Origin of the sequence: Paraoerskovia marina DSM 21750 (assembly GCF_000701465.1) — a bacterium.
Lineage (GTDB): Bacteria > Actinomycetota > Actinomycetes > Actinomycetales > Cellulomonadaceae > Paraoerskovia > Paraoerskovia marina.
The window spans coordinates 203,422-225,381 of sequence record NZ_JNIY01000003.1 but is presented as its reverse complement, the minus strand read 5'-3'; the positions used below and the strand labels follow the sequence as shown (position 1 = coordinate 225,381).

Genomic DNA, 21,960 nt, shown 5'->3' with positions numbered 1-21,960 from the left:
CGATCCTGACGAGATGGAGCACGTCCTCGGCGTCGGCGGGTACTTCCTTCGTGCTGCGGACCCCGATGCGCTGATCGCCTGGTACCGCGACGTGCTCGGGGTCGACGTCGACGGCCACGGGCTCTGGCAGCAGGAGGCGGGGCCCACGGTGCTCGCGACGTTCGCGGCCGACACCGACTATTTCGGCGGCCCCGCGCAGCAGACGATGGTCAACTTCCGGGTCCGCGACCTGGACGCGATGCTCGCCCAGCTCCGTCGGCACGGCGCCGCGGTGGACGAGGACGTGCAGGATCTCGACGGGGTGGGGCGGTTCGGCTGGGTGTCCGACCCCGAGGGCAATCGCATCGAGCTCTGGCAGCCCCCGGCCGGTTGAGACGAGGACGACGATGCAGACCATCACCCCCAGCCTGTGGTTCGACGACGACTTCGAGGAGGCGGCGGCCTTCTACGCCTCGATCTTCCCCGACAGCGAGCTGGGCTCCGTCGTCCGCAACCCCGACGGTTCGGTGCTCGCCGGGGACTTCACGCTCATGGGGCGCCCGTTCAACGGCATCAACGGCGGTCCGCACTTCCGGTTCACCGAGGCGGTGTCGTTCATCCTTCCGTGCGACTCGCAGGATGAGGCCGACCACTACTGGGAGATCCTCACCGCCGACGGCGGACAGGAGAGTCAGTGTGGGTGGCTTAAGGACCGGTTCGGACTGTCCTGGCAGGTGGTCCCGACGGAGCTCTACTCGCTGATGTCGAGCCCCGACCCCGCCGCGAACGCGCGGGTCACCGAGGCGATGATGCAGATGAACCGCATCGACCTCGCCGTCCTGCGCGCAGCACGCGACGGCGGCGACACCCCCTGAGGGATGCCGCCGCCGACGTGACGAGGATCAGCTGATCTTGATCTTCATCGTCGATCCGTTCTCGTTCTGCACCTTGATCTTCACCCCGACGCCGGGGAGCTTGACGCCGTGGTTCGGCAGCTCCTCGTAGAAGTACTTGTCGGTGTCGTCGAAGACCGGGTTGCCGGCCTGACCGCGGATGTAGTTCGCCTCACCGTTCTGGTGCAGGGTGAACGAGTCCGCCTTCGTCTTGCTGAACGGAGCGTCGTAGACCTGCACGCGGGCCCGCCACGGCTGACCCGTGGTGAGCTGGTAGATCGGGCGCGGGTGCGCGTCGATGATGAGGTTTCGGCCCTGGCCCGGGTGGGCGAAGGTGTCGTTGTCGGCGAACGACGTGTCCCAGTAGGAGATCAGCAGACCCTCCTGGTACGCGTAGTGGTCGACGAAGTCGGGCTTGTCGGTCCCGGTGTAGCCGAAGTAGTACGGCCCGGTCTCGAGGTACTGGTCGTACGAGGTGTACGACCGCTGCCCGGCGATGTAGTAGTGCGAGAAGTCCTCGGTGGACTCTGCACCGACGGCGAGGAAGCCGTCGGAGTCCCAGCCGGCGAGGCCGTCCTCCGCACCGTCGCTGAGGTCGCCCAGCGTGATGTCGTCGACGAACAGGCCGGACGGCACGTCGCCGCCGTTGCCCGCGACGGCCCCGTCGGTCACGTACCGGAAGCGGAGCGTGACCGTCTGGCCGGCGTATTCGGAGAGGTCGGCCGTCGCGTCGGTCCACGCCTGGCTCGTCCCGTCGATGCCGTTGGTGGTGGCGTCGGTGGAGATGCTGGTGTCGACCGCCGCGAAGCCGGAGCCGTCGTTCACCTCGACGAACGCGTAGTCGTACCCGACCTCGATGTCGTAGCGCGCCTTGAACGACAGGGTGGCGTCGTCGGCGGGCACGGTGACCTCGCGACTCATCGAGTTGTCGAGGTCGTCGCCGGTGTCGCTGTAGAACTGCTGCTCACCGGAGGCCGGGGCGCCGAGCTCGGCGGTGATCTCCTTCTTCGGAAGGACGACGACGGCCGCCTGTGCGTCCTTCGAGTTGTACTCCTGCGGCCCGAGGACGAGGTTGCGCTTCTGCCCGGCGGGGACGACCTCGTAGTCGAGCCATCCGAGCTGGAGCTTGTTCCAGGCCCCGAGGTCGCCGCCACGCTCGCCGAGGGCCTCACCCTCGTCGTTGAGGCGGCTCTGAGCCATCAGGGTCCAGTGCTCGTTGTTGTTGTCGCCGCCGGAGAGGACGTTGTAGTCGTCCGGCAGGCCGAGGTCGTGCCCGTACTCGTGGTAGAACACGGACCGTCCGCCGTTCTCCGGCTGGATCGTGTAGTCACCGATGTAGATCCCGGTCTTGCCGACCTGGAACCCGCCGAGCGGGTTCGTCTCCGGGCCGACCGTCCCGTTGAACACCTGGTTGGCGTACCAGCGGTGGCTCCAGATCGCGTCCTCACCCTGCTGCGGGTCACCGTCAGCCTGGTCGCCGCCGGCGTGCACGATCTGGAAGTGGTCGATGTAGCCGTCCGGCTCGTTGAAGTCGCCGTCACCGTCGAAGTCGTAGCGGTCCCACTGGTCGAAGGACTGCATCTCCTCCTTGATCTGCCGGTTGGTCATCCCGGCGGCCTTCTGGTCGGCCACCCACTGCTGCGCGGCGTCGTCGACCAGGGCCCAGACGTTGGAGCACGTGGTGGAGGCGCACGGGAAGCCGTTCGAGCGCCCGTAGCGTGCCTCGTTGTACTGGACCTTCACCCAGTCCGTCACGGTGCCCTCGACGCTGTAGCGCCCGGAGGACTGGGTCTCGTAGTAGGTCCGCAGCGACTCGTCGTCGCCGAAGTACAGGTCGTCGAAGTGCTCCTGGCTGAAGTCCTCCTGCCAGATCGTCGAGTTGTCCTTCGAGCGGTCCGGCTCGGGGATCTGGTTGACCTGGGGTCCGTCGAAGACCAGGGGTCCGGGCGTCGTCGGGTCCGTGTCCTGGTCGGGGTAGTCGGGGTGACGCTCGTCGCCGAACTCGGCCAGGATCACGAAGATCCGGTCGGTCGCCTCGCGCTCGAGCTCGACGTACTGCGACTGCTTCTTCTGCTTGTCGGAGGCCTTGGCCTCTCCCTTGGCGGAGCCGACGGCCTGCGGGCTGATCTTCGGCCCGTCCTTGCCGAGCGAGTCGTCACCCTCGACGGACTCACCGACCTTGACCACCTTGCTGCCGTTGACCACCTCGGGAGTGAGCTCGCCGTCGAGCACCCCCGTGATGGCGGTCTCCCGCAGCTCGTTCCGCTTCTCTGCCAACGGGTTGGGCAGGTCGTCCGACGGCGGCGCGGTGTCCGGCGAGGAGACGCCGGGCTGTTCGGCGGCCGGAGCGCCGAACGCGGCACCTGCGGCAAGCGCAGACGTGCCCACGAGGGAGAGCCCGATCAGGCCTCCGATGAATCTTCTCTGCACAGCAGTACCTCCATGTTGAGGAATCCGGCAGCCCTCCTGGTAGGGAGCAGCCGGCCTGGCAGCCCCGTGCGGGGCACCTCACGGTAGGCACGTGCGACCTGGATCACATAGCGATCTACACAGGTTTTACACATTTTTTACTGATAGCAATAGTTTGAGCGATATGTCGGATCACACCAAGGATCCGACGGGCCCCCTGCTCACGTCGGCCGAGGCATCGACCGATGCCCCTCAGAGAGGATGCCGACCGTTCGCGGTCCTCGCCACTCGAGATTCACCCGCTCGGCCGGACGCCACGCCGCGCGGCGGGTCGCGATCTACGCCGACTCGACGTAGTGGAGCCGTGCGGCTCCCGCATCGACCGCGGCGTCCCCGGCGACCCGCCGCACCAGGGCGTCGACCGACGCCGCCATCTCGCGGTGCCCGCTCACGTAGACCCAGCCGTCCGTGACGCACGCGCGGACCTCGTCGGCACATGTTCCAAGGACGTCCGTCACGCGTCGGCGGTCTGCCCCCCCTGCCGCCGACGACGTCGAGACGTCCGAGCACCCCGGTGTCGACATACCCGCGCAGCTCGTCCAGCAGCCATTGCGCCGGAGCCGCCCGGGAGCCCCAGACGAGCCGGCCGACCGCCGGCTCGGCGCACGAACCGAGGAGCGCGTGCTCGCGCAGGGTGGCGAGGACACCCGCCAGGCCCGAGCCGGTCGCCACCGCGAGTCCCGGCCCGGTCGCACCGCGCAGCACAGGCGTGCGGTGCGGATGCGGCAGTGCCCACGCGCGGACGACGTCGCCGGTGCCCAGGCCCGTCAGGTGCGCGGCCGACCGCGCCGGCCAGTGAGCACGGCGGGTGACGAGCAGCCGGACCTCGCTCTCACCGTCCTCCAGGTCACGGACCCCGGCGACGGTGTAGAGCCGGGGCTCGATCCGGGGCCGCACGGCCAGCAGGCCGGCCGCGCCGCCGTGCACGGCGTCGTCGTCGGCCCGTGTCCCGGCAAGGTCCACCACCGAGGTGAGGACGTGCTCGGCACTCGCGCGACGTCGTCGTGCCGGCCGACCGGGCACGGGTGTCGACCAGTACGCGACGTCGGCCGCCGGGCCTGCGTGGCACCCACGGACGGCGTCGGCCGAGTTGGACCACCACGCGTAGAGCATGTCCCCCGTCCGGGCGTCCGACGGGCCGCGCAACGCGATCTCCACGATGGAACCGACGGCGTCCTCGGCGACGACCCGGCTTCCGACGACGCGCAGACTCGTGGGTGCTGACGCCGTCCGACGACGCACCTCGCGCGCATAGGCGTGGAAGGCACGGTCACGGGGCGGACCACCGCGCGGAGCGACCAGCAGCGCCCGCCGCGCCGCGTGGCGCAGGTGCGAGGCGACGGCGGCTCCGAGTCCGACGGCCCCGGACGGGACGTCGCTCACGCCTCCGCCAGCCGGATCTCACGCGGCCGGTCCGCCCACTGCCCGCGCATCCACCGCAGGCCCAGAGCACCGGCCTTGCAGGCCTCCGCGGCGATCAACGCCCACCAGGCCCCCGCCAGGCCGAGACCGAGGCCGTCGATCAGCAGCCACGACAGGGGAAGGAGGACGACGAACGTCGCGGCGAGCGAGTACGCCATCGGCGCCACGACGTCCCCGGTCGACCGCAGTGCCGAGAACAGCACGATGGACGTCGCGGAGAGGGGCAGCAGCACGATGCTCAGGGCCAGCAGGCCCGTCGCCTCGGTCACCACGACGTCGTTCGCACCGAAGATCGAGAGGACCGGGCCGGCCACCGACCACAACGCGGCGGCGAGCAGTGCGGCCACGAGCGCGGCGGTGACCACCGATCGCAGGGTCGTCCGCCGCGCGTGCTCGATCGACCGGTCGCCCTTGTCCCAGCCGACGATCGTCTCGTTGCCCTGGGCGAGCGCACCGACCACGCCGGTGACCAGTGCGGTCAGGGTCAGCACGTACGAGCGGGCGTTGATCGCGTCGGAGCCCAGGGTGTTGATCAGGGCGACGACGCCGAGCACGGCGACGTTGAAGAGCCCGTTCTCGAGGACCGTCGGGACCGACAGCCGCAGCATCCGGAGCACGCCGCCCGTGGTGCTGTCCCGCGGGACCGAGCTCGCCAGGTGGATCCCGGTCCGACGGCGCACGAGCCAGGCGATGACGAGCACGCCGACGCCGCGGACGAGAAGGGTCGACAGCGCAGCCCCGGCGGCGCCCATGTCGAGGACGAGGACGAACAGCACCTGCAGCGCGAGATACGCGACGTTGACGAGCAGCCCCAGCACGAGGATCGAGACCGTCCGGCCGTACGCCCGCAGCACCGCGGTGGCGACGACGATGAACGCGTTGAACGCGAGCGCCCCGGCGACCGTCCACAGATAGGCGAGGGTCTCGTCCACGAGCTCGGGCGGGGTGTTGATCGCCGTGACCACGACGGGCCCGAGGAGCGCGACAGCGGCCGCGATCGCGATGCCGAGAACCGTCGTCGCGCGGAGAGCGACGACGGTGGCGCGCCGGGCGGCGCCGTACCGTCCGGCGCCGAGCATCTGTGAGATCACGACGAGCGCACCGATGCTGAAGAGCACGGTGAGGTCGTACGGGATCCCCAGGATCTGGTTCGCGGTGGCCACCGCGGCGTTGAGCTCAGGGGAGGCCAGGCTGAGGATCACCGTGTCGGCGACCCCGCTGAGAAGCGTCAGAAGACTGACGAGCAGCAGGGGCCAGCTCAGTCGGAACAGCCCGCTGCGACGGAACTGCTCGCCACCTGCGGGCGCCGCCGGGTCCTCCTGAGCGACGTCGACGCCGGAGACGGGGTGGGAGAGGTCGCTCAACGAAGACTCCAGACGAGAGGTTAGGTTCGCCCAACCTTACCTTCCGCCGAACGGTGGCTACGCACCCGTCGCGAGCGCCACGTACTTCGTCTCGAGGTACTCCTCGATCCCCTCCGCGCCGCCCTCGCGGCCGAACCCGCTCGCCTTGATCCCCCCGAAGGGCGCGGCCGGGTTGGAGACGATGCCCTGGTTCAGGCCGACCATGCCCGTCTCCAGGCGTTCCGCGACCCGGATCGCGCGGTCCAGGTCGCGGGTGAAGACGTAGGCGGTAAGCCCGAGCTCGGTGTCGTTGGCGGCACGCACAGCCTCGTCGTCCTCGTCGAACGTCACGATCGGCGCGACCGGGCCGAAGACCTCCTCCCGGAGGATCCGTGCGTCATCGGGCACGTCGGCGATCACGGTCGGGCGGTAGAAGTACCCCGGCCCGTCGACCGGCTCGCCGCCCGTCCGGACGACTCCCCCGCGCTCGGCGGCGTCCCCGACCAGGTCGGCCACCTTGTCCCGGGTGGAGGCGTCGACCAGCGGTCCGACGTCGGCCCCGGACGTCCCGTGGCCCAGCTGCAGCTCCTCGAAGCGCTCCGTGAGCCGCGTCGTGAACTCCTCCACGACGTCGCGGTGCACGTAGAAGCGGTTCGCGGCCGTGCACGCCTCCCCGACGTTGCGCATCTTGGCGAGCATGGCGCCGTCGACGGCCTTCTCGACGTCCGCGTCCGCGAAGACGAGGAACGGGGCGTTGCCGCCGAGTTCCATCGAGACGCGCAGCAAATTGGCCGCCGACTGCTCGACGAGCGAGCGCCCGACCTCGGTCGAACCCGTGAAGGAGAGCTTCCGCAGGCGCGAGTCCTGGAGCAGGGTGCCGACGACCTCGCCCGTCGACCGCGTCGTGACGACGTTCAGCACGCCGTCGGGCAGTCCGGCCTCGGCCAGGATCTCGGCGAGCAGGAGCATGCTCAGCGGTGTCGCCGACGCGGGCTTGACCACCATCGTGCACCCGGCCGCGATCGCCGGGCCGATCTTGCGCGTGCCCATCGCGAGCGGAAAGTTCCACGGGGTGACGAACAGGCACGGCCCCACCGGCTGCTTCATGGTGAGCATCCGGCCCGCACCGTTCGGCGTCACGCCGTACGAGCCGGTGACCCGGACAGCCTCCTCGGAGAACCAGCGGAAGAACTCGGCGGCATACGTGATCTCGGCACGCGACTCGTCGAGCGACTTGCCCATCTCGAGCGTCATCACGGTCGCGAGGTCGTCGGTCCGGTCGGTGATGAGCTCGAAGCCGCGTCGCAGGATCTCGCCGCGGTCGCGGGGCGGGGTCGCGGCCCACGCCGCCTGCGCGTCCACGGCGGCGTCCAGTGCGGCGACGGCATCCTCCGACGTCGCGTCGGCCACGCGAGCGAGCTCGCTCCCGTTGGCCGGGTCGTCGACGCCGAACGTGCCGCCGCCGGACGCCGTGCGCCATGCGCCGCCGATCCACAGGCGGTCGGGTACGGGGGGAAGGGGACGGTGCGAGATCCTGTCGAAGCTCATGCCCCCACTCTGGAACGAGATCGCCCGACTCGCAGGCGGTGCCCACGATTCCGCGCGACGAGATTCACCCGGCGGAGTAGCGTCAGAATCCCGGCACGAGGAGAAGCCATGCCCGCCACACCAGACCTGCCCGTCGGTGCGCCCTGCTGGAACGACCTGGGAACGCCCGACCTCGACACGACCGTCGCCTTCTACACCGACCTGTTCGGCTGGGGGCACCTCGACTACGGCGAGGAGTACGGCCACTACGGAGCCTTCACGCTCGACGACGTCCCGATCGCGGGTGTCGGACCCAACGCCGCGGACGACCCCGTCAGCGCCTGGAACGTCTACCTCAAGGTCGCCGACGTCAAGGACGCCGTCGAGCGGTCGGCCCAGGCCGGCGCGACGGTCCTCGTCCCCCCGATGGAGGTCCCTGCGTTCGGTGCCAACGCGTTCGTCACAGACCCCTCCGGTGCGGTCGTCGGGCTCTGGGAGGCCCGGGGCCACAACGGGTTCGGGCGTCTCGCCGAGGTCGGCGCCCCGGCGTGGCACGAGCTGCTCACCCGCGACTACGCCGCCGCGATCGACTTCTATCGCGACGTCCTGGGTTGGACGATCAACGTCCAGGGCGACACCGACGAGTTCCGGTACAGCGTCTTCCAGCCCGAGGGCGGGGACCAGCACGCGGGCATCATGGACGCCTCCGGGTGGCTCGACGAGAAGGTCGGCGCGCACTGGAGCGTGTACTTCCTGATCGACGACGCCGACGAGACCTGCAACCGGGCGGTCGAGCTCGGGGGCGGCATCTCGATGGCGCCCGAGGACTCCCCCTACGGGCGGATGGCGGTGCTCACCGACCCGCTGGGCGCCCAGTTCAAGGTCATCACCGCCGCGAACCCGCCCGCCTGACCCGGCACGCGGGTGGACGACGCAGAACGGCCCCGCCGGTCCGAGGACCGGCGGGGCCGTTCGTGGGACGGGCATCGGCCCGCCGGGGTCAGCCCGTGTTCTGCAGACCGGCCGAGACGCCGTTGACGGTGAGCAGCAGCAGGTGCCGCAGCTGGTCCGTCGTCGCCTCGCTCAGGCCCTGGTCCTCGCCACCGCGCAGGGCGGAGAGCGCACGGACCTGGATCAGCGAGAGCGCGTCGACGTACGGCGACCGGAGCTGGACGGCACGGCCCAGCACCCGACGACCCGACAGGGGCCAGTCGTTGCCCGTGATCTTCAGGACCCACTCGCGGGTCAGGCGCAGCTCGTCGAGCACCATCTGTGCGAGGTCGTCGCGGTCGCCGAGCGCGAGGTACAGCGCAGCGATCCGCTCGTCCGTCTTCGCCAGGGACATCTCGATGTTGTCCAGCAGCGTGCTGAACAGCGGCCACTCCTCGTACGCCTGGCGCAGCTCGTCGAGGTTTCCGTACTCGGCCAGCGCCGTGCCCAGGCCGTACCAGCCGGCGAGGTTGATCCGCGCCTGGCTCCAGGAGAAGACCCACGGGATGGCGCGGAGGTCGTCCAGCGAGTTGACCGAGAGCCCACGCTTGGCCGGCCGCGAGCCGATCGGCAGCAGGCCGACCTCCTCGAGAGGCGTGACCTGGGCGAACCACTGGGGGAACCCCTCAGCCTTGACCAGCTCGTGGAACCGCCCGCGGGACGTCGCGTCCAGTCGGCTCGCCAGCTCGGTGAACCGCTCGGTCGCGTCGGTGTTGTGCTTCTCGACCGACGGCGCGGACTGCAGCAGCGTGGCCGCGGCCACCTGCTCGATGTGACGCTCGCCGATGACCTGGTCGCCGTAGCGGGCCAGGATCACCTCGCCCTGCTCGGTGAGCTTGAAGCGACCGTCGACCGATCCGGCCGGCTGCGCGAGGACCGCGCGGTTGGCCGGACCGCCGCCGCGCCCGAGGGCGCCGCCACGGCCGTGGAACAGCGTCAGCGTGATGTTGTTGCGCTCGGCCCACGCGGCGATGCGCGCCTGGGCGGCGTGCAGGGAGAGCGTCGCCGAGACCGGCCCGACGTCCTTGGAGGAGTCGGAGTAGCCGAGCATGACCTCCATGCGGCGGCCGTTCTCGCCGAGGCGGCGCTGCACGACGGGCAGCGTCAGCATCGACTCGAGGATCGGCACGGAGTTCTCGAGGTCGTCGAACGTCTCGAACAGCGGGACCGCGTCGATGACGGGTGCGTCCGCGGGGTCCGGGAACGCGAACTCGGCGAGCTCGTACACCGCGGCCATGTGCTCGGGGGCCTGGGTGAACGACACGATGTAGCGGCGAGCGGCGCGGATGCCGTAGCGCTGCTGGACCGAGCCGATCGCACGGAAGGTGTCGAGCACCTCGCGCGTACGGTCCTCGAGCTCGCCGTGGACGCCGTTGGTGCGCAGGTCCTCGAGCGCGGCGGCGTGCACCTGCGAGTGCTGGCGGACCTCGAGCTCGGCGAGGTGGAACCCGAAGGTCTCGACCTGCCAGATCAGCTTCTGCAGGTCGCCGTAGGCCGCGCGCTGTGCACCGGCGGCGACGAGCGACGCCTGGATCACGGCGAGGTCTGCCTCGAGGTCGTCCGGGGTGGCGTACTGCAGGTCCGCGTTGCGCGCGAGGGTCGCGGCGAGGCGGTCTGCGACGAACAGCAGGGCAGCCCGGTGCGGCTCGCTGGGCGACTCGCTCGCGACGTGGTCGCTGCGCGAGCCGTCGAGGGAGCGCTGGCGCTGGCGCAGCGCGAGCAGCTCCTCGGACGGCGGGGTCCCGGCCTCCTCGAGCGTGAGCTTGCGGGCGACCTGCCGGGCCGAGCCCTCCAGCGCGCGCAGGGCGTGCTCGGAGGCGAGCGCCGCGGCGGACCGCGTGATCTCGGCGGTCACGTTCGGGTTCCCGTCGCGGTCGCCGCCGATCCACGAGCCAAGGCTCACGAACGGCCGCGCCAGGGGTTCCTCGCGGCCGGCCTGCTCGCGCAGCAGCCAGTCGTCGAGCCGGCGGTAGACCGCCGGGAAGGTGTCGAACATCGTGGCGTCGAAGACACCGAGCGCGGTCTTGACCTCGTCGAGAACCGTCGGCTTGGCCGCGCGGATCGGCGACGTGCGCCAGAGCGTGTCGATCTCGGAGAGCAGGGTGCGGTCGTTCTCCGCGAGTGAGGTTCCTCCGAGGTGGAGGTTCTCCCGCTCGGCGAGGAGGACGGAGATCCGGCGGATCGTCCCAGAGACCGCACGACGGCGGGCCTCGGTCGGGTGCGCCGTCAGCACCGGGCGGAACTCGAGCGCGCGGACGCGGCGCAGGGCCTCGTCGCGGCCGACCTCCTCGGCCAGCTGCTCGAACGCCGCGGAGAGCGTGTCGTCGGGGACGGACGTGTCCGCGCTCGACTCCCGCAGGCGCAGCATGCGCACGCGGTGGTACTCCTCGGCGAGGTTGGCGAGGTGGAAGTAGCACGTGAAGGCGCGGGCGACCTGCTCGCCGCGCTCCAGCGTGAACCCCTCCACGACCTTCTCTGCCTCGGCGAGGGAGTCGCTGCTGGATCCCCGCTCGTCGAAGGCGTTGATCGTCAGTTCGCGGAGACGCTCGACGTCGTCGAGGAGGTCCTGACCGCCGGACTCTGCCAGCACGGTGCCGAGAAGTCCGCCGAGCAGGCGGACGTCGTCGCGCAGCGGATCCGGCACGTCGTGCCGGGCGAGCACACGCCCTGCCTCCGCCGTGTCCTGGATTGCGTTGTTGTCAGTCACGGTCAAGAGGGTAAATCAATCCTTGACCGACAGGTGACCTCGTCCGCAGGCTGACCGAGTGTCACACGGTGGGCTTCCCCGGTATCGCCCGGTTTCTGACGAGATGACGTGTGAGATGACCGACCATCGCGGCGACGGCGACGAACCAGGCGGCGTCAACCTGCCCGCGCGGTGGCCGTGGCCCCGGACGGCATAGTCTCGACCCATGCGCATCGGAGCCCATGTCGAACAGCAGCACGCGATCACCCAGGCCGCCGACCTCGGGGCCGACGTCGCCCAGGTCTTCCTCAGCGACCCCCAGTCCTGGACGGGCCCGGAGTGGACCTACGACGGCGGACCGGAGGCGCTCGCCGAGGCGGCCCGCGCCGCGGACCTCACGCTCGTCGTCCACGCCCCGTACGTGATCAACGTCGCGTCCCCCAACAACCGGATCCGGATCCCGAGCCGCAAGCTGCTGCAGAAGATCATGGACGGGGCGGCGCAGATCGGGGCCGCGGGCGTCGTCGTGCACGGCGGGCACGTCACGGCCAAGGACGACCCGGCCAAGGGCTTCGACAACTGGCGCAAGGCGATCGAGTCGCTGACGACCGACGTGCCCGTGCTGATCGAGAACACCGCCGGGGGCGAGCACTCGATGGCCCGTCGTCTGGACCGGATCGAACAGCTGTGGGCGGCCGTGCAGTCCGCGGGCAACGACGTCGAGGTCGGCTTCACGCTCGACACCTGCCACGCGCACGCCGGCGGACTCGTCCTGCCGGACGCGGTGGAGCAGGTCCGGGCGATCACGGGCCGGATCGACCTCGTGCACGCCAACGGCAGCCACGGTGCGTTCGACTCGGGCCAGGACCGGCACACCTCGCTCGTGGAGGGCACGATCCCGCCCGCTGATCTCGCCGCAGCGGTCGAGGCGGCCGGCGCCCCGGTGATCTGCGAGACCGCGACCGCCGCCGACGACATCGCGTGGCTGCGGTCGCAGGTGGGCTCGAACTAGGCCGTACGGCCCGAGGCGGTGCCGTCCGTGATCGCCATCTCGTTGGCGGTCCCGGACGCGACCTTCTCGATGTCGGCGAGGTCCGACCGCAGCATCGACCGGGTCATCCGCTCGCCGAGTCGGCCGAAGACCGCCGTCGTCGCGCGCTGGACGGCGCTCGGGCTCACCGGCCCCGCACTGCTGAACCGCACGACGATGCGCGTCTTGTCGCCGATGGGGGTGAGGTCGAACCGGGTGGAGTAGTGCACTCCCCCGTTGTCGGCGTCGACGCGCGTGGAGCTCTGGGGGTCGACGCTCGCGACCCACATCTCCTCCGTCGCGCGCATGCCGAACACCTTGCGGGTCTCGCGCCACCGGAGCCCGACCTCGTACTCGTCTCCGTCGACGAGCTCGATGTTCTCGACGCCCCGGAGCGTCGTCGCCGCGTTGCGGATGTCGGTCAGCACGTCCCACACGGCCTCGTGCGGGGCGTCGACCACTCGTGTCTCGATGATCTCCTGAAGGGCCATACCTGACCGTAGCGCCGCCTCCCCGGGGCGCGCCAGAGGTGGAAGCCCATACCTACGCGAGCCGGGCGGCGGCGTCGAGACGGTAGGTGCGCTGCACGAGGACGACGAGGATCATCACGACCGCGGGGACCAGCCCCATCCCGAGGCGGACCGCGTCGACCGCGGCCCCGGGCTGGATCACGGCCTCACCGCCCGTCGTCGCGACGAACCCGCCGAGCGCGAGGCAGGTCGCGAAGAGGTACGGCCCGAGCGCCGCACCGAACGCCTCGGTGGCCGTCCAGACGCCGGTGTACGTCCCGGCCTTGCGCGCTCCGAGCTCCCCGTGCGACCGGACGACGTCCGGCACCATCGAGAACGGGAAGAGCTGCATGGCGGCGAAGCAGGTGCCGAGCACGGCGACGGTCGCCACCAGCACGGGGACGCCGGCGCCGGCGCCGATCGTCAGGACGAGCGACCCGACGACGAAGGTGCTCTGGGCGGCCAGGAGGCACCGCTGCTTGCCCCAGCGGCGCGAGGCCGCCAGCCACACCGGCGTCGTGACGAGCGCGGGTGCGACGAAGGCGGCGACCAGGACGGTGGCCAGCCCTGCGGCGTCGAGCTCGTACTTCGCGTAGTACGGCACGGCCGCGAGGGTCAGGTGCGACGTCGTCGACATCCCCAGGTAGGCCAGGACGAGGGGGCGGAAGTGCGGGTCCGCGAGCGCCTCCCGCATCCGGTCAAGCAGCGGCCGGGTGTCGTGCCCGCCCTCGGTCTCGTCGATGTGGGGCGGGGCGGCGGCGGTGAGCATCCGGACCCCGCGGATCCCGACGACCATCGTGACGAACATGGCGACGGCGAGCACGAGCGCCATCAGGAAGTAGGTGGTGTGCGTGCCGTCGGCGCTGCGCGAGATCATCGGGGCGAGGAGGCCGGAGACGAGGATCCCGACGGTCAGGACGACCATCCGGAACGACATGAGGCGGGTGCGCTCGTGGTAGCCGACGCTGAGGTCCGAGGGCGTGGCGAGGTAGGGCACCTGGTAGGCGGCGAACGCCAGGTTGGCGACGACGAAGGCGATCGCGACCCACACGGCGGCGGCGGCACCGGTGACGCCCGAGGGCACGGCGAAGAGCAGCACCATCCCGACGGCGAGGAGGAGGCCGAGGCGGAGGAGCCGGCGACGGTGCCCGTCGCGTCGCAGCTGCACGTCGGAGACGTGGCCCACCCAGGGGTGCAGGACGACGTCGAGAACCTTGGGCAGGAGGACGACGAGGCCCGCGAGCCAGGGGGTGACGGCAAGGACGTCCGTGAGGTAGACGAGCAGGAGGAGGCCGGGGACGGTCACCCAGATCCCCATCCCGACAGAACCGCTGGCGAAGGCGGTCAGCGCGGGCGTCGGCAGACGCGTGCCGGTGGGTCGGTCGACGGTGACCATGTCTCTCCTGATTCAAACAGCTGATCGAATACGGCATGCTAGCCGGATGATCGACGAGAACGGTACCGCCGGCCCACCACGCGGCCCGGGCCGCCCCCGACGCGCGGACCAGCGCGACACGCGCGAGATCGTGCTGGCCTGCGCGACCGAGCTCTTCGCGGCGCGCGGGTTCGACGCGGTCGGGATGCGCGACGTCGCCCGGGCGGCGGGTGTCAACGTGGCCACCGTGCACCACCACACGGGACGCAAGGTCGACCTCTACGACGCATGCTTCGCCCGGATCTTCGACGCCGAGACCGCCGCGCTCCTCACGGCGTTCGACCCCGCCGTCGCGGCCCTCGACGAGGGCGGGCCCGCCCTGCGCCGGGCGATGCACGACATCGCCGACACGTTCACCGACTTCCTCGAGGAGCACCCCGAGACCACGTCGCTGTGGCTGCGGCGCTGGCTCGCCCCGCGCGAGCTGAGCAACCTCAGCCACGCCTACGCCCACCCGTTGTACTCGCGGGTGGAGGACCTGCTCGCACGCGCCGACGCCGCAGGCCTGCTCGTGGAGCCGACGCCGCACGTGGCGGTCCGGTCGCTCGTGTGGGCGGTCCACGGGCACGTCGTCGAGCTCGAGACCGCGGCCGACGCGGCACGGGCCCGCGGTGATCTGCGCGCCTACCTGCACCGGTGGCTGGACTCGATGTACCCGCCTGTTGCAGACTGACGCTAATTAGATCGTTCGTTCAATAAATGGAGCCCGCATGCACCCCGGCAACGATGCCGCAGCCCGCGTCGCCGTCATCGGCGCCGGCCCGTCGGGCCTGACGACGCTCAAGTCCCTGCGGGAACGCGGGATCGACGCCGTCGGCTACGACGCCGGGTCTCTGCCCGGCGGGCTCTGGAACCTCGGCGCCCCGAACTCCTCGGCGTACGAGACCCTGCACCTGAACACCTCCCGCACCCGCACCGAGTTCGCCGACCACCCGATGCCGACCGACTGGCCGCACTTCCCGCGCCACGACGTCGTCGCCGGGTACCTGAAGGACTACGCCGACACGTACGGCATCACGGAGCTCGTCCGGTTCGAGCACGAGGTCCGGGACGTCCGCCGCGACGACACCGGCTGGCACGTCACCGCCGTCGGGCCCCGGGGCGAGACGACCGAACGCTACGACGCGGTCGTCGTCGCCAACGGGCACAACGCCCACCCGCGCCTGCCCGACCCCGGGTACCCCGGACGGTTCGACGGCGACCAGATGCACGCCCACCACTACCGGTCGCCCGCACAGCTGCGAGGGCGACGCGTCCTCGTCGTCGGCGCCGGCAACTCCGCCATGGACATCGCCGTCGACGCCTCCTACGCCGCCGAGCAGACCGTCCTCTCGATCCGGCGCGGCGTCTGGGTGGTGCCCAAGCAGATCTTCGGCAGGCCGGCCGACACCCTCAACGGGGCGCTCGCGACCAAGCTGCCGTGGCGTGCGCGCCAGCGGATCAGCGAGCGCATGATCGCGCTCGCCGCAGGCCGGCCCGAGAGCCACGGCCTGCCCGCCCCCGAGCACGGGTTCCTGCAGGACCACCCGACACTCTCCGACGCGCTGTACCCCCGCATCGCCCACGGCGAGATCGCCGTCCGCCCCGCGATCGAACGCTTCGACGGCGACGAGGTGGTGTTCACCGACGGCCGCCGCGAGCGGATCGACCTGATCGTCTGGGCCACCGGGTACCGCGTCGACATCCCGTTCCTCGACCCGGCGCTCCTCGCCCCGGGCGCGGACCGGATGCCGCTCTACCGGCGCGTGTTCCACCTGACCGCGCCTGGCCTCTACTTCGTCGGGCTGATGCAGTCCACGGGGGCCGCGCTGCCCGTGGTCGAGGCGCAGGGTCGGCTGATCGCGGCCCACGTCGCCGGGGAGTACGCACTGCCCGAGGAGGGCGTCCAGCGTGCGTCCTGCGGTGCGGACCTGCGCGCCGCCCGCGCGCGCTGGGGCGAGCGCCGCCCCGCGATGCGCGTCGACTTCGACGCGTACGTCGCCCTCATGGACCGCGAGCTCGCGGACGGCGCCCGCCGGGCCGCCACCGGCGACGGAGTCGCGTTCACGTCCCCCGTCGCCGCCTCCGGGCCGACGCACACCACCGAGCCGATCGAGGTCCCCTGATGCCCCGCCCCGCCCACCGCGAGCTTCGCGGCATGCGTGTGATCGTCACCGGGGGTGCCGGCACGTTCGGCACCCGGCTCCGCGAGGACCTGCTCGCCGCCGGGGCACGCGTCGTCGGCCTCGACCTCCGCGGTGTCGACGCGGCCGACGCCCCCGTCCTGGCGTGCGACCTCACCGACGACGAGAGCACCGTCGCCGGCGTCGAGGCCGCCGTCGAGAGGCTGGGCGGCCTCGACCTCCTGATCAACAACGCCGGCGTGGGTGGCCCCGCCCCGGCCGAGCTCCCGCCGTCGGACGAGGTCCGCCGCCAGATCGAGGTCAACCTCCTCGCGTCGTGGCGAGCGAGCGCCGCAGCCGTCCCCCACCTCGTGGCGGCGCGAGGGCGGGTCGTCTTCGTCTCCTCCCGGATGGCCGTCATGCCTCTGCCCCTCGCGGCGGCGTACGGCGTCTCCAAGCGGGCCGTCGTCGCATACGCCGACACGCTCCGTCTCGAGATCGGCAGCCACGTCGGAGTGAGCGTCGTCTACCCGTCGATGGTCGCCTCGCCGATCCACTCCACGACGAAGGACGCGGGCCTGTCCCTGCAGGGGGTCTCGCGGTTCGAGCCGGTCGAGGGCGTCGTCGCCGCGATCCTGCGCGCCGCCACCGCACGCAGGGCGCCCCGCGACGTACCCACGACGACGCGAGGGCGCCTCGAGATCGCCCTCGCCCGCCACCTCCCGGGCCTGACCGACCGGATCGTGCGCCGCACGATCGTCGAGCGGGTCCGAGCCGGCGACCTTGATTCTGCAGATCTTGCGAAGGGTCTCGTGGAACGCGCGGGTCGACCTGCGGGGTAGGTGGACGTGATGCATGATGATGAAGCCGCAACAACCAGGGGCGGCACAGCACCCCCTCTCGTCCCCACCCCGGACCCCAGGTCGTGCTGTCCGCGGAGATGACAGCTCGTGGAGGTGGCAGCGTGGGCGAAGCGATTCACACAGGGCCGGCACCCGACGGCTTCCGGACCGAACGCTCGTGGACGATCAGCCGGGTCGAGGACCTCGGTCGTCTACGACGAGGACTCCACCGCGCGCTGGCGGGCTGCTGCACCTCCGAGTCGATCGACCACCTCGTCCTCGTCGCCAACGAGCTGGCCACGAACGCGCTGCGTCACGGCTCGACCCCGGCGATCGTCCGGCTGATGTCGAACGAGAACGAATACCTGCTCGAGGTCATCGACCGCGCGGTCGACGCGCACCCCGTCGTCGCCGGACCACGGCCCGCCGGACAGGGCGGCTTCGGGCTGCTCCTCGCCCGTCGGCTCGCCGAGGACGTGGGCTTCTACACCACACCGTTCGCGAAGCACGTCTGGGCCCGATTTCCGGTGACGAGCGCCGCGCGATCGGTCGCCGCGGCCGGATAGATCCCGCGCGCCCCACACGAATGTGGAGGTTCTGCGAGGGTGCTGACATCTAACCTACGGTCCCGTAGGGTGCATTTATCCGGATGATCGAGCACCTGCTCACCACCACGGCTGGGAAGTCGGCACCGACCAGAGGACCCCATGCCCTCGACCTCAGCCCCGGCGGCGGCGCCGTCGCACATCTCGACCTACACCGAGCTCTCCAAGAAGGTCCGTGACGCAGGGCTTCTCGCCCGCACCCCCGTGTACTACGCGGTGCTCCTCACGGTCCTCGGCATCGCCCTGGCCGGGTGCATCGCCGGATTCGTCCTCCTCGGCGCCTCGTGGTTCCAGCTGCTGATCGCGGGAGCCCTCGGCATCGTGCTGACCCAGTTCTCGTTCGTCGCCCACGAGGCCGCGCACCGTCAGGTCTACACCTCAGGGCCGCGCAACGACCTGCTCGGACGGATCCTCGCCAACGGCGTCGCCGGGATCAGCTACACGTGGTGGATGAACAAGCACAGCCGCCACCACGCCAACCCCAACAAGGTCGGCAAGGACCCAGACATCGACATGGACGCGATCGTCTTCACCACCGAGTCCGCCCAGAAGTACGAGAAGTCGTGGCTCCGCCACCTGCACCGACGCCAGGGCTGGCTGTTCTTCCCGCTCCTGACGCTCGAGGGCATCAACCTGCACATCACGTCCATCCGCAGCGCGATCACGATGCCCAAGGGCGGGCGCAAGAACCACCGCGCCAGCGAGCTGTGGACCATCGGGCTGCGGCTGTCGATCTACGTCGCGCTCGTCGTCTGGCTCCTCCCCCTCGGGATCGCCGCCGCGTTCCTCGGCGTGCAGCTCGCCGTCTACGGCGTCTACATGGGCGCGTCCTTCGCCCCGAACCACAAGGGCATGGAGATCATCGGCCGCGAGACGACGCTCGACTTCTTCCGCCGCCAGGTCGTCACCTCCCGCAACATTCGCGGAGGCAAGGTCATGGACGTCCTGATGGGCGGCCTCAACCTCCAGATCGAGCACCACCTCTTCCCCTCGATGCCCCGACCCCACCTCGCCGCGGCACGCCGGCTCGTCCGCCAGCACAGCCTCGAGAACGGTGTCCCCTACACCGAGACGTCGCTCGTGCAGTCGTACGTGATCGTCATCCGCTACCTCAACCGCGTCGGGCTCGGCGCACGCGACCCGTTCGACTGCGCGCCCGCGCGGGCTCTGCGCGGTCCGCTCGGCTGACGCCGGTCTCGACAGGCTCGACCCCCGTCGGTCGAGTTCGTCGAGACCCCGTCTCGACAGGCTCGACCCCCGCCGGTCGAGCTCGTCGAGACCCCGTCTCGACAGGCTCGACCGGCATGCGAGAGCGGGTCGGTGGGCTGACTCCTGCCCACCGACCCGCTGGTCTCGTCACGCTCGTGCAGTCACCAGTCGTGGACGGTGCCGTCCAGGAGTCGGTTGTACGGCAGGTAGGCCCGCTCGTAGGGGAACTTCGCCGCGGCCTCCTCGTCGATCTCGACGCCGAGGCCGGGCTTCTCCCCCGGGTGCAGGTAGCCGTCGGTGAAGGTGTACGACTGCTGGAAGACCTCGTCCGTCAGGGCGCCGTGCTGCATGTACTCCTGGATCCCGAAGTTGTGGATCGCGAGGTCCAGGTGCATGGCGGCGGCCATGCCGACGGGCGAGATGTCCGTGGGCCCGTGGATCCCCGACTTGATCTGGTACTGCGCGGCGAAGTCCAGTAGCTTCTTCATCGGCGTGATGCCGCCGGTGTGCGTGACGGCGGAGCGCACGTAGTCGATCAGCTGCTCGGTGATCAGCGTCTGGTAGTCCCAGACGGTGTTGAAGATCTCGCCGATCGCGAGCGGCGTGGTGGTCTGGGACCGGACGCGGCGCAGCGCCTGCTGGTTCTCGGCGGGCGTGCAGTCCTCGAGCCAGAACAGGTCGTAGGGCTCGAGCGACTTGCCGAGCTGTGCCGCCTGGTTGGGGGTCATCCGGTGGTGGCCGTCGTGCAGCAGGGTGAGCTCGGGCCCGAACTCGTTGCGCACGGCCTCGAAGACGCCGGGCAGGTGCCGCAGGTACGACGGGGTGTCCCAGTCCTCCTCGGTCGGCAGCGCCCCGCGGCGGGCCGGCTCGTAGTCGTACCGCGCGCCCTCGGTGGCCTGGGCCGCGACGCCGTAGACCGCCCGGAGCCCCGGGATCGCGGTCTGCACGCGGATGGCCGTGTACCCCTTCTCCTGGTGCTCGCGGATCGAGTCGAACAGCGACGGCAGGTCCATGCCGGAGGCGTGCCCGTAGGTGCGGATTCCGCTGCGAGAGGCTCCGCCGAGCAGCTGGTAGAGCGGCATCCCGGCAGCCTTGGCCTTGATGTCCCACAGCGCCATGTCGACGGCGGCGATCGCGGTCATGGTGATCGGTCCGCGGCGCCAGTAGGCGGCGCGGTAGAGGAACTGCCAGGTGTCCTCGATCGTCATCGGGTCGCGGTCGAGGAGCAGCGGCACGACGTGCTCGGTGAGGTAGGCGGCGACGGCGAGCTCTCGCCCGTTCAGGGTGCCGTCGCCGAGGCCCGTGATGCCCTCGTCGGTCGTGATCTTCAGGGTGACGAAGTTGCGGTCCGGGCTGGTGACGATGACGTCGGCTGCGGTGATCTTCATGGCGTTCTCCGGGACGTTCTGCGGGATGGGGCGGGGCGCGAGGTGCTCGCGCCCCGCCAGGTCAGGATTCGGTGGTCTCGGCCGCGTCGGCAGCCTTGGCCTCGCGGCGCTCGGCGATGTCGGCCGTGATCTCGGCGAAGCGCTTGTCGGTGATCGGGTACTTGATCATCACGAGCACGCCGAGTCCGACGAAGATCGCCGGGGCGAGGCCGGCGACGAGCTGGATGCCGTGGACGGTCTCCGCGGTCTGCTCGACGCCGCCCGAGACGTAGCCCACCAGCGCGAGCCCGTAGGCGGCGACCGCGCCACCGACGGCCTGGCCGACCTTGCGGGTGAACGAGAAGACGGCGTAGGTGGTGCCTTCGGTGCGCACCCCGTTCTTCCACTCGCCGTACTCGACGGTGTCGGCCTCCATCGCCCACATGATGGTGTTGACGGTCATCAGGCCGGCGCCGTAGACGGCGAAGCCGATGAACATGGCGGGGACGTTGGTCCCGGGCAGGAACGCGATCATCAGGCCGCCGACCACGGACAGCGTGCCGCCGGTGATGTAGGTGGCCTTCTTGCCGATCATCGAGACGATCTTGGGGACGAGCGGGGCGATGACGAACATCATGCCGACCGACATCAGCGACAGCGGGATGTAGTACGAGGCGCTGCCCATGACGTCGCGGGCGAAGTAGGCCTGCACGCCCTGCATCGCGATCATGCCGGTGAGGAAGCAGAGCGCCGAGATGCACAGCATGTACAGCGGGCGGTTGCCCTTGAGGTTGCGCACGGAGTCACGGAACGGGACGTGGTCGACGTCGCGGACGACGTCCTCCTTCGACGTCCGGAAGAGGAACATGTAGAGCGCGAACCCGATGACGGCGAAGGCGAGGGTCGTCGTCGTGAGCGAGCTCTGCAGGTCGTCCGAGTTCTCGATCTGCGGGGCGACGATGATCGACAGCATGAGGATCGTGATGCCGCTGCCGAGGGTGCGGGCGGTCGCGAGCTTGGCCCGCTCCTTGGGCTCCTGCGTCATCGCGGAGGCGAGCGAGCCGTAGGGGATGTTGACGAACGTGTACGCCAGGCCGAGCAGACCGTAGGAGACGTAGGCGTAGACGAGCGAGCCGGTGTCACCGAGTCCGCCGGGGACCGTGAAGGTCGCGACGCTCATCAGCAGCAGAGGCAGGGCGCCCCAGAGGAAGAAGGGCCGGAACTTGCCCCAGCGGGTCATGGTCCGGTCGACCACCGAGCCCGCCCACACGTCGGTGAAGGCGTCGAAGACCCGCATGACCAGGAACATCGTGCCGACCGCCGCCGCACTGATCCCCACGACGTCCGTGTAGTAGAGCAGCAGGAACATCGACGTCATGGAGAACGCGAGGTTGTTCGCGGCGTCTCCGGACGCGTAGCCCATCAGCTGCTTCTTGGACAGCTTCTTCGAGGTCGCTGACGTGGTGTCCGAGACAGCGGCGTTGCTTGTCATCGTCGTGGTCCTTCCGCGGCGGTACGGGGGTCGTACGAGGGGTTGGCCGCGGTACGTCCA

General features: G+C 70.5%; 18 protein-coding genes. 9 read left to right on the top strand and 9 right to left on the bottom strand.

Features of this window, described 5'->3' with window-relative positions; translation table 11 throughout:
• The first annotated feature begins 13 nt into the window (after positions 1–13).
• Complete coding sequence (locus Q343_RS0101150; protein ID WP_029251758.1) at positions 14–373, top strand: VOC family protein; 360 nt, start codon at positions 14–16, stop codon at positions 371–373.
• Positions 374–386: 13 nt separating this feature from the next.
• Complete coding sequence (locus Q343_RS0101145; RefSeq protein ID WP_029251757.1) at positions 387–854, top strand: VOC family protein; 468 nt, start codon at positions 387–389, stop codon at positions 852–854.
• 27 nt (positions 855–881) lie between these two features.
• Here the strand turns inward: Q343_RS0101145 and Q343_RS0101140 are convergent, their stop codons facing one another.
• The 4 genes from Q343_RS0101140 to Q343_RS0101125 form a co-directional block, all read right to left on the bottom strand.
• The gene (locus tag Q343_RS0101140) at positions 882–3,302 is read right to left on the bottom strand and encodes an immune inhibitor A domain-containing protein (protein WP_043109103.1); all 2,421 of its coding nucleotides are present in this window, start codon (positions 3,300–3,302) and stop codon (positions 882–884) included.
• A 231-nt stretch (positions 3,303–3,533) separates the two neighbouring features.
• On the bottom strand, positions 3,534–4,724 hold the full coding sequence (locus tag Q343_RS0101135) for a ferredoxin reductase domain-containing protein (protein ID WP_029251755.1): 1,191 nt from the start codon (positions 4,722–4,724) through the stop codon (positions 3,534–3,536).
• Positions 4,721–6,127 (bottom strand): MATE family efflux transporter, encoded by a 1,407-nt coding sequence (locus Q343_RS0101130; RefSeq protein WP_029251754.1) that lies wholly within the window; start codon positions 6,125–6,127, stop codon positions 4,721–4,723. The genes Q343_RS0101135 and Q343_RS0101130 overlap by 4 nt, the downstream gene beginning before the upstream one ends.
• A 57-nt stretch (positions 6,128–6,184) precedes the next feature.
• On the bottom strand, positions 6,185–7,654 hold the full coding sequence (locus Q343_RS0101125; protein WP_052366740.1) for an NAD-dependent succinate-semialdehyde dehydrogenase: 1,470 nt from the start codon (positions 7,652–7,654) through the stop codon (positions 6,185–6,187).
• A gap of 108 nt (positions 7,655–7,762) precedes the next feature.
• Here Q343_RS0101125 and Q343_RS0101120 point away from each other — a divergent pair, with 108 nt between their 5' ends.
• A complete protein-coding gene (locus tag Q343_RS0101120; RefSeq protein ID WP_029251752.1) occupies positions 7,763–8,545 on the top strand; it encodes a VOC family protein in 783 nt (260 codons plus the stop codon).
• Positions 8,546–8,633: 88 nt separating this feature from the next.
• Here the strand turns inward: Q343_RS0101120 and Q343_RS0101115 are convergent, their stop codons facing one another.
• Positions 8,634–11,330 (bottom strand): phosphoenolpyruvate carboxylase, encoded by a 2,697-nt coding sequence (locus Q343_RS0101115; RefSeq protein WP_052366902.1) that lies wholly within the window; start codon positions 11,328–11,330, stop codon positions 8,634–8,636.
• 205 nt (positions 11,331–11,535) lie between these two features.
• Here Q343_RS0101115 and Q343_RS0101110 point away from each other — a divergent pair, with 205 nt between their 5' ends.
• Positions 11,536–12,321, top strand: a complete 786-nt coding sequence (locus Q343_RS0101110; RefSeq protein ID WP_029251750.1) for a deoxyribonuclease IV — start codon at positions 11,536–11,538, stop codon at positions 12,319–12,321.
• Here Q343_RS0101110 and Q343_RS0101105 read toward each other — a convergent pair.
• On the bottom strand, positions 12,318–12,830 hold the full coding sequence (locus Q343_RS0101105; RefSeq protein ID WP_081829536.1) for an SRPBCC family protein: 513 nt from the start codon (positions 12,828–12,830) through the stop codon (positions 12,318–12,320). The genes Q343_RS0101110 and Q343_RS0101105 overlap by 4 nt on opposite strands.
• Positions 12,831–12,882: 52 nt before the next feature.
• Positions 12,883–14,244: an MFS transporter gene (locus Q343_RS0101100; protein WP_029251748.1), complete on the bottom strand. Its 1,362-nt coding sequence runs from the start codon at positions 14,242–14,244 to the stop codon at positions 12,883–12,885.
• Between the two features lie 46 nt (positions 14,245–14,290).
• Here Q343_RS0101100 and Q343_RS0101095 point away from each other — a divergent pair, with 46 nt between their 5' ends.
• From Q343_RS0101095 to Q343_RS0101075, 5 genes are all read left to right on the top strand, one after another.
• Complete coding sequence (locus Q343_RS0101095; protein ID WP_029251747.1) at positions 14,291–14,956, top strand: TetR/AcrR family transcriptional regulator; 666 nt, start codon at positions 14,291–14,293, stop codon at positions 14,954–14,956.
• A gap of 37 nt (positions 14,957–14,993) precedes the next feature.
• Positions 14,994–16,388, top strand: coding sequence for a flavin-containing monooxygenase (locus tag Q343_RS0101090; protein ID WP_052366739.1), 1,395 nt, complete (start codon positions 14,994–14,996; stop codon positions 16,386–16,388).
• A complete protein-coding gene (locus Q343_RS0101085; protein ID WP_029251745.1) occupies positions 16,388–17,227 on the top strand; it encodes an SDR family NAD(P)-dependent oxidoreductase in 840 nt (279 codons plus the stop codon). The genes Q343_RS0101090 and Q343_RS0101085 overlap by 1 nt, the downstream gene beginning before the upstream one ends.
• A 122-nt stretch (positions 17,228–17,349) precedes the next feature.
• Complete coding sequence (locus Q343_RS13685) at positions 17,350–17,793, top strand: ATP-binding protein (protein ID WP_052366738.1); 444 nt, start codon at positions 17,350–17,352, stop codon at positions 17,791–17,793.
• 141 nt (positions 17,794–17,934) lie between these two features.
• Positions 17,935–19,020 carry a fatty acid desaturase family protein gene (locus tag Q343_RS0101075; protein ID WP_029251743.1) on the top strand — a complete coding sequence of 362 codons (1,086 nt, stop codon included), beginning with the start codon at positions 17,935–17,937 and terminating at the stop codon, positions 19,018–19,020.
• Positions 19,021–19,202: 182 nt separating this feature from the next.
• On the opposite strand, the gene manD is transcribed toward Q343_RS0101075, so the two are convergent.
• Both manD and uidB read right to left on the bottom strand, forming a co-directional pair.
• Positions 19,203–20,429 (bottom strand): D-mannonate dehydratase ManD, encoded by a 1,227-nt coding sequence (gene manD, locus Q343_RS0101070; protein WP_029251742.1) that lies wholly within the window; start codon positions 20,427–20,429, stop codon positions 19,203–19,205.
• Between the two features lie 61 nt (positions 20,430–20,490).
• Positions 20,491–21,900, bottom strand: a complete 1,410-nt coding sequence (gene uidB / locus Q343_RS0101065; protein WP_052366737.1) for a glucuronide transporter — start codon at positions 21,898–21,900, stop codon at positions 20,491–20,493.
• Positions 21,901–21,960 lie beyond the last annotated feature (60 nt).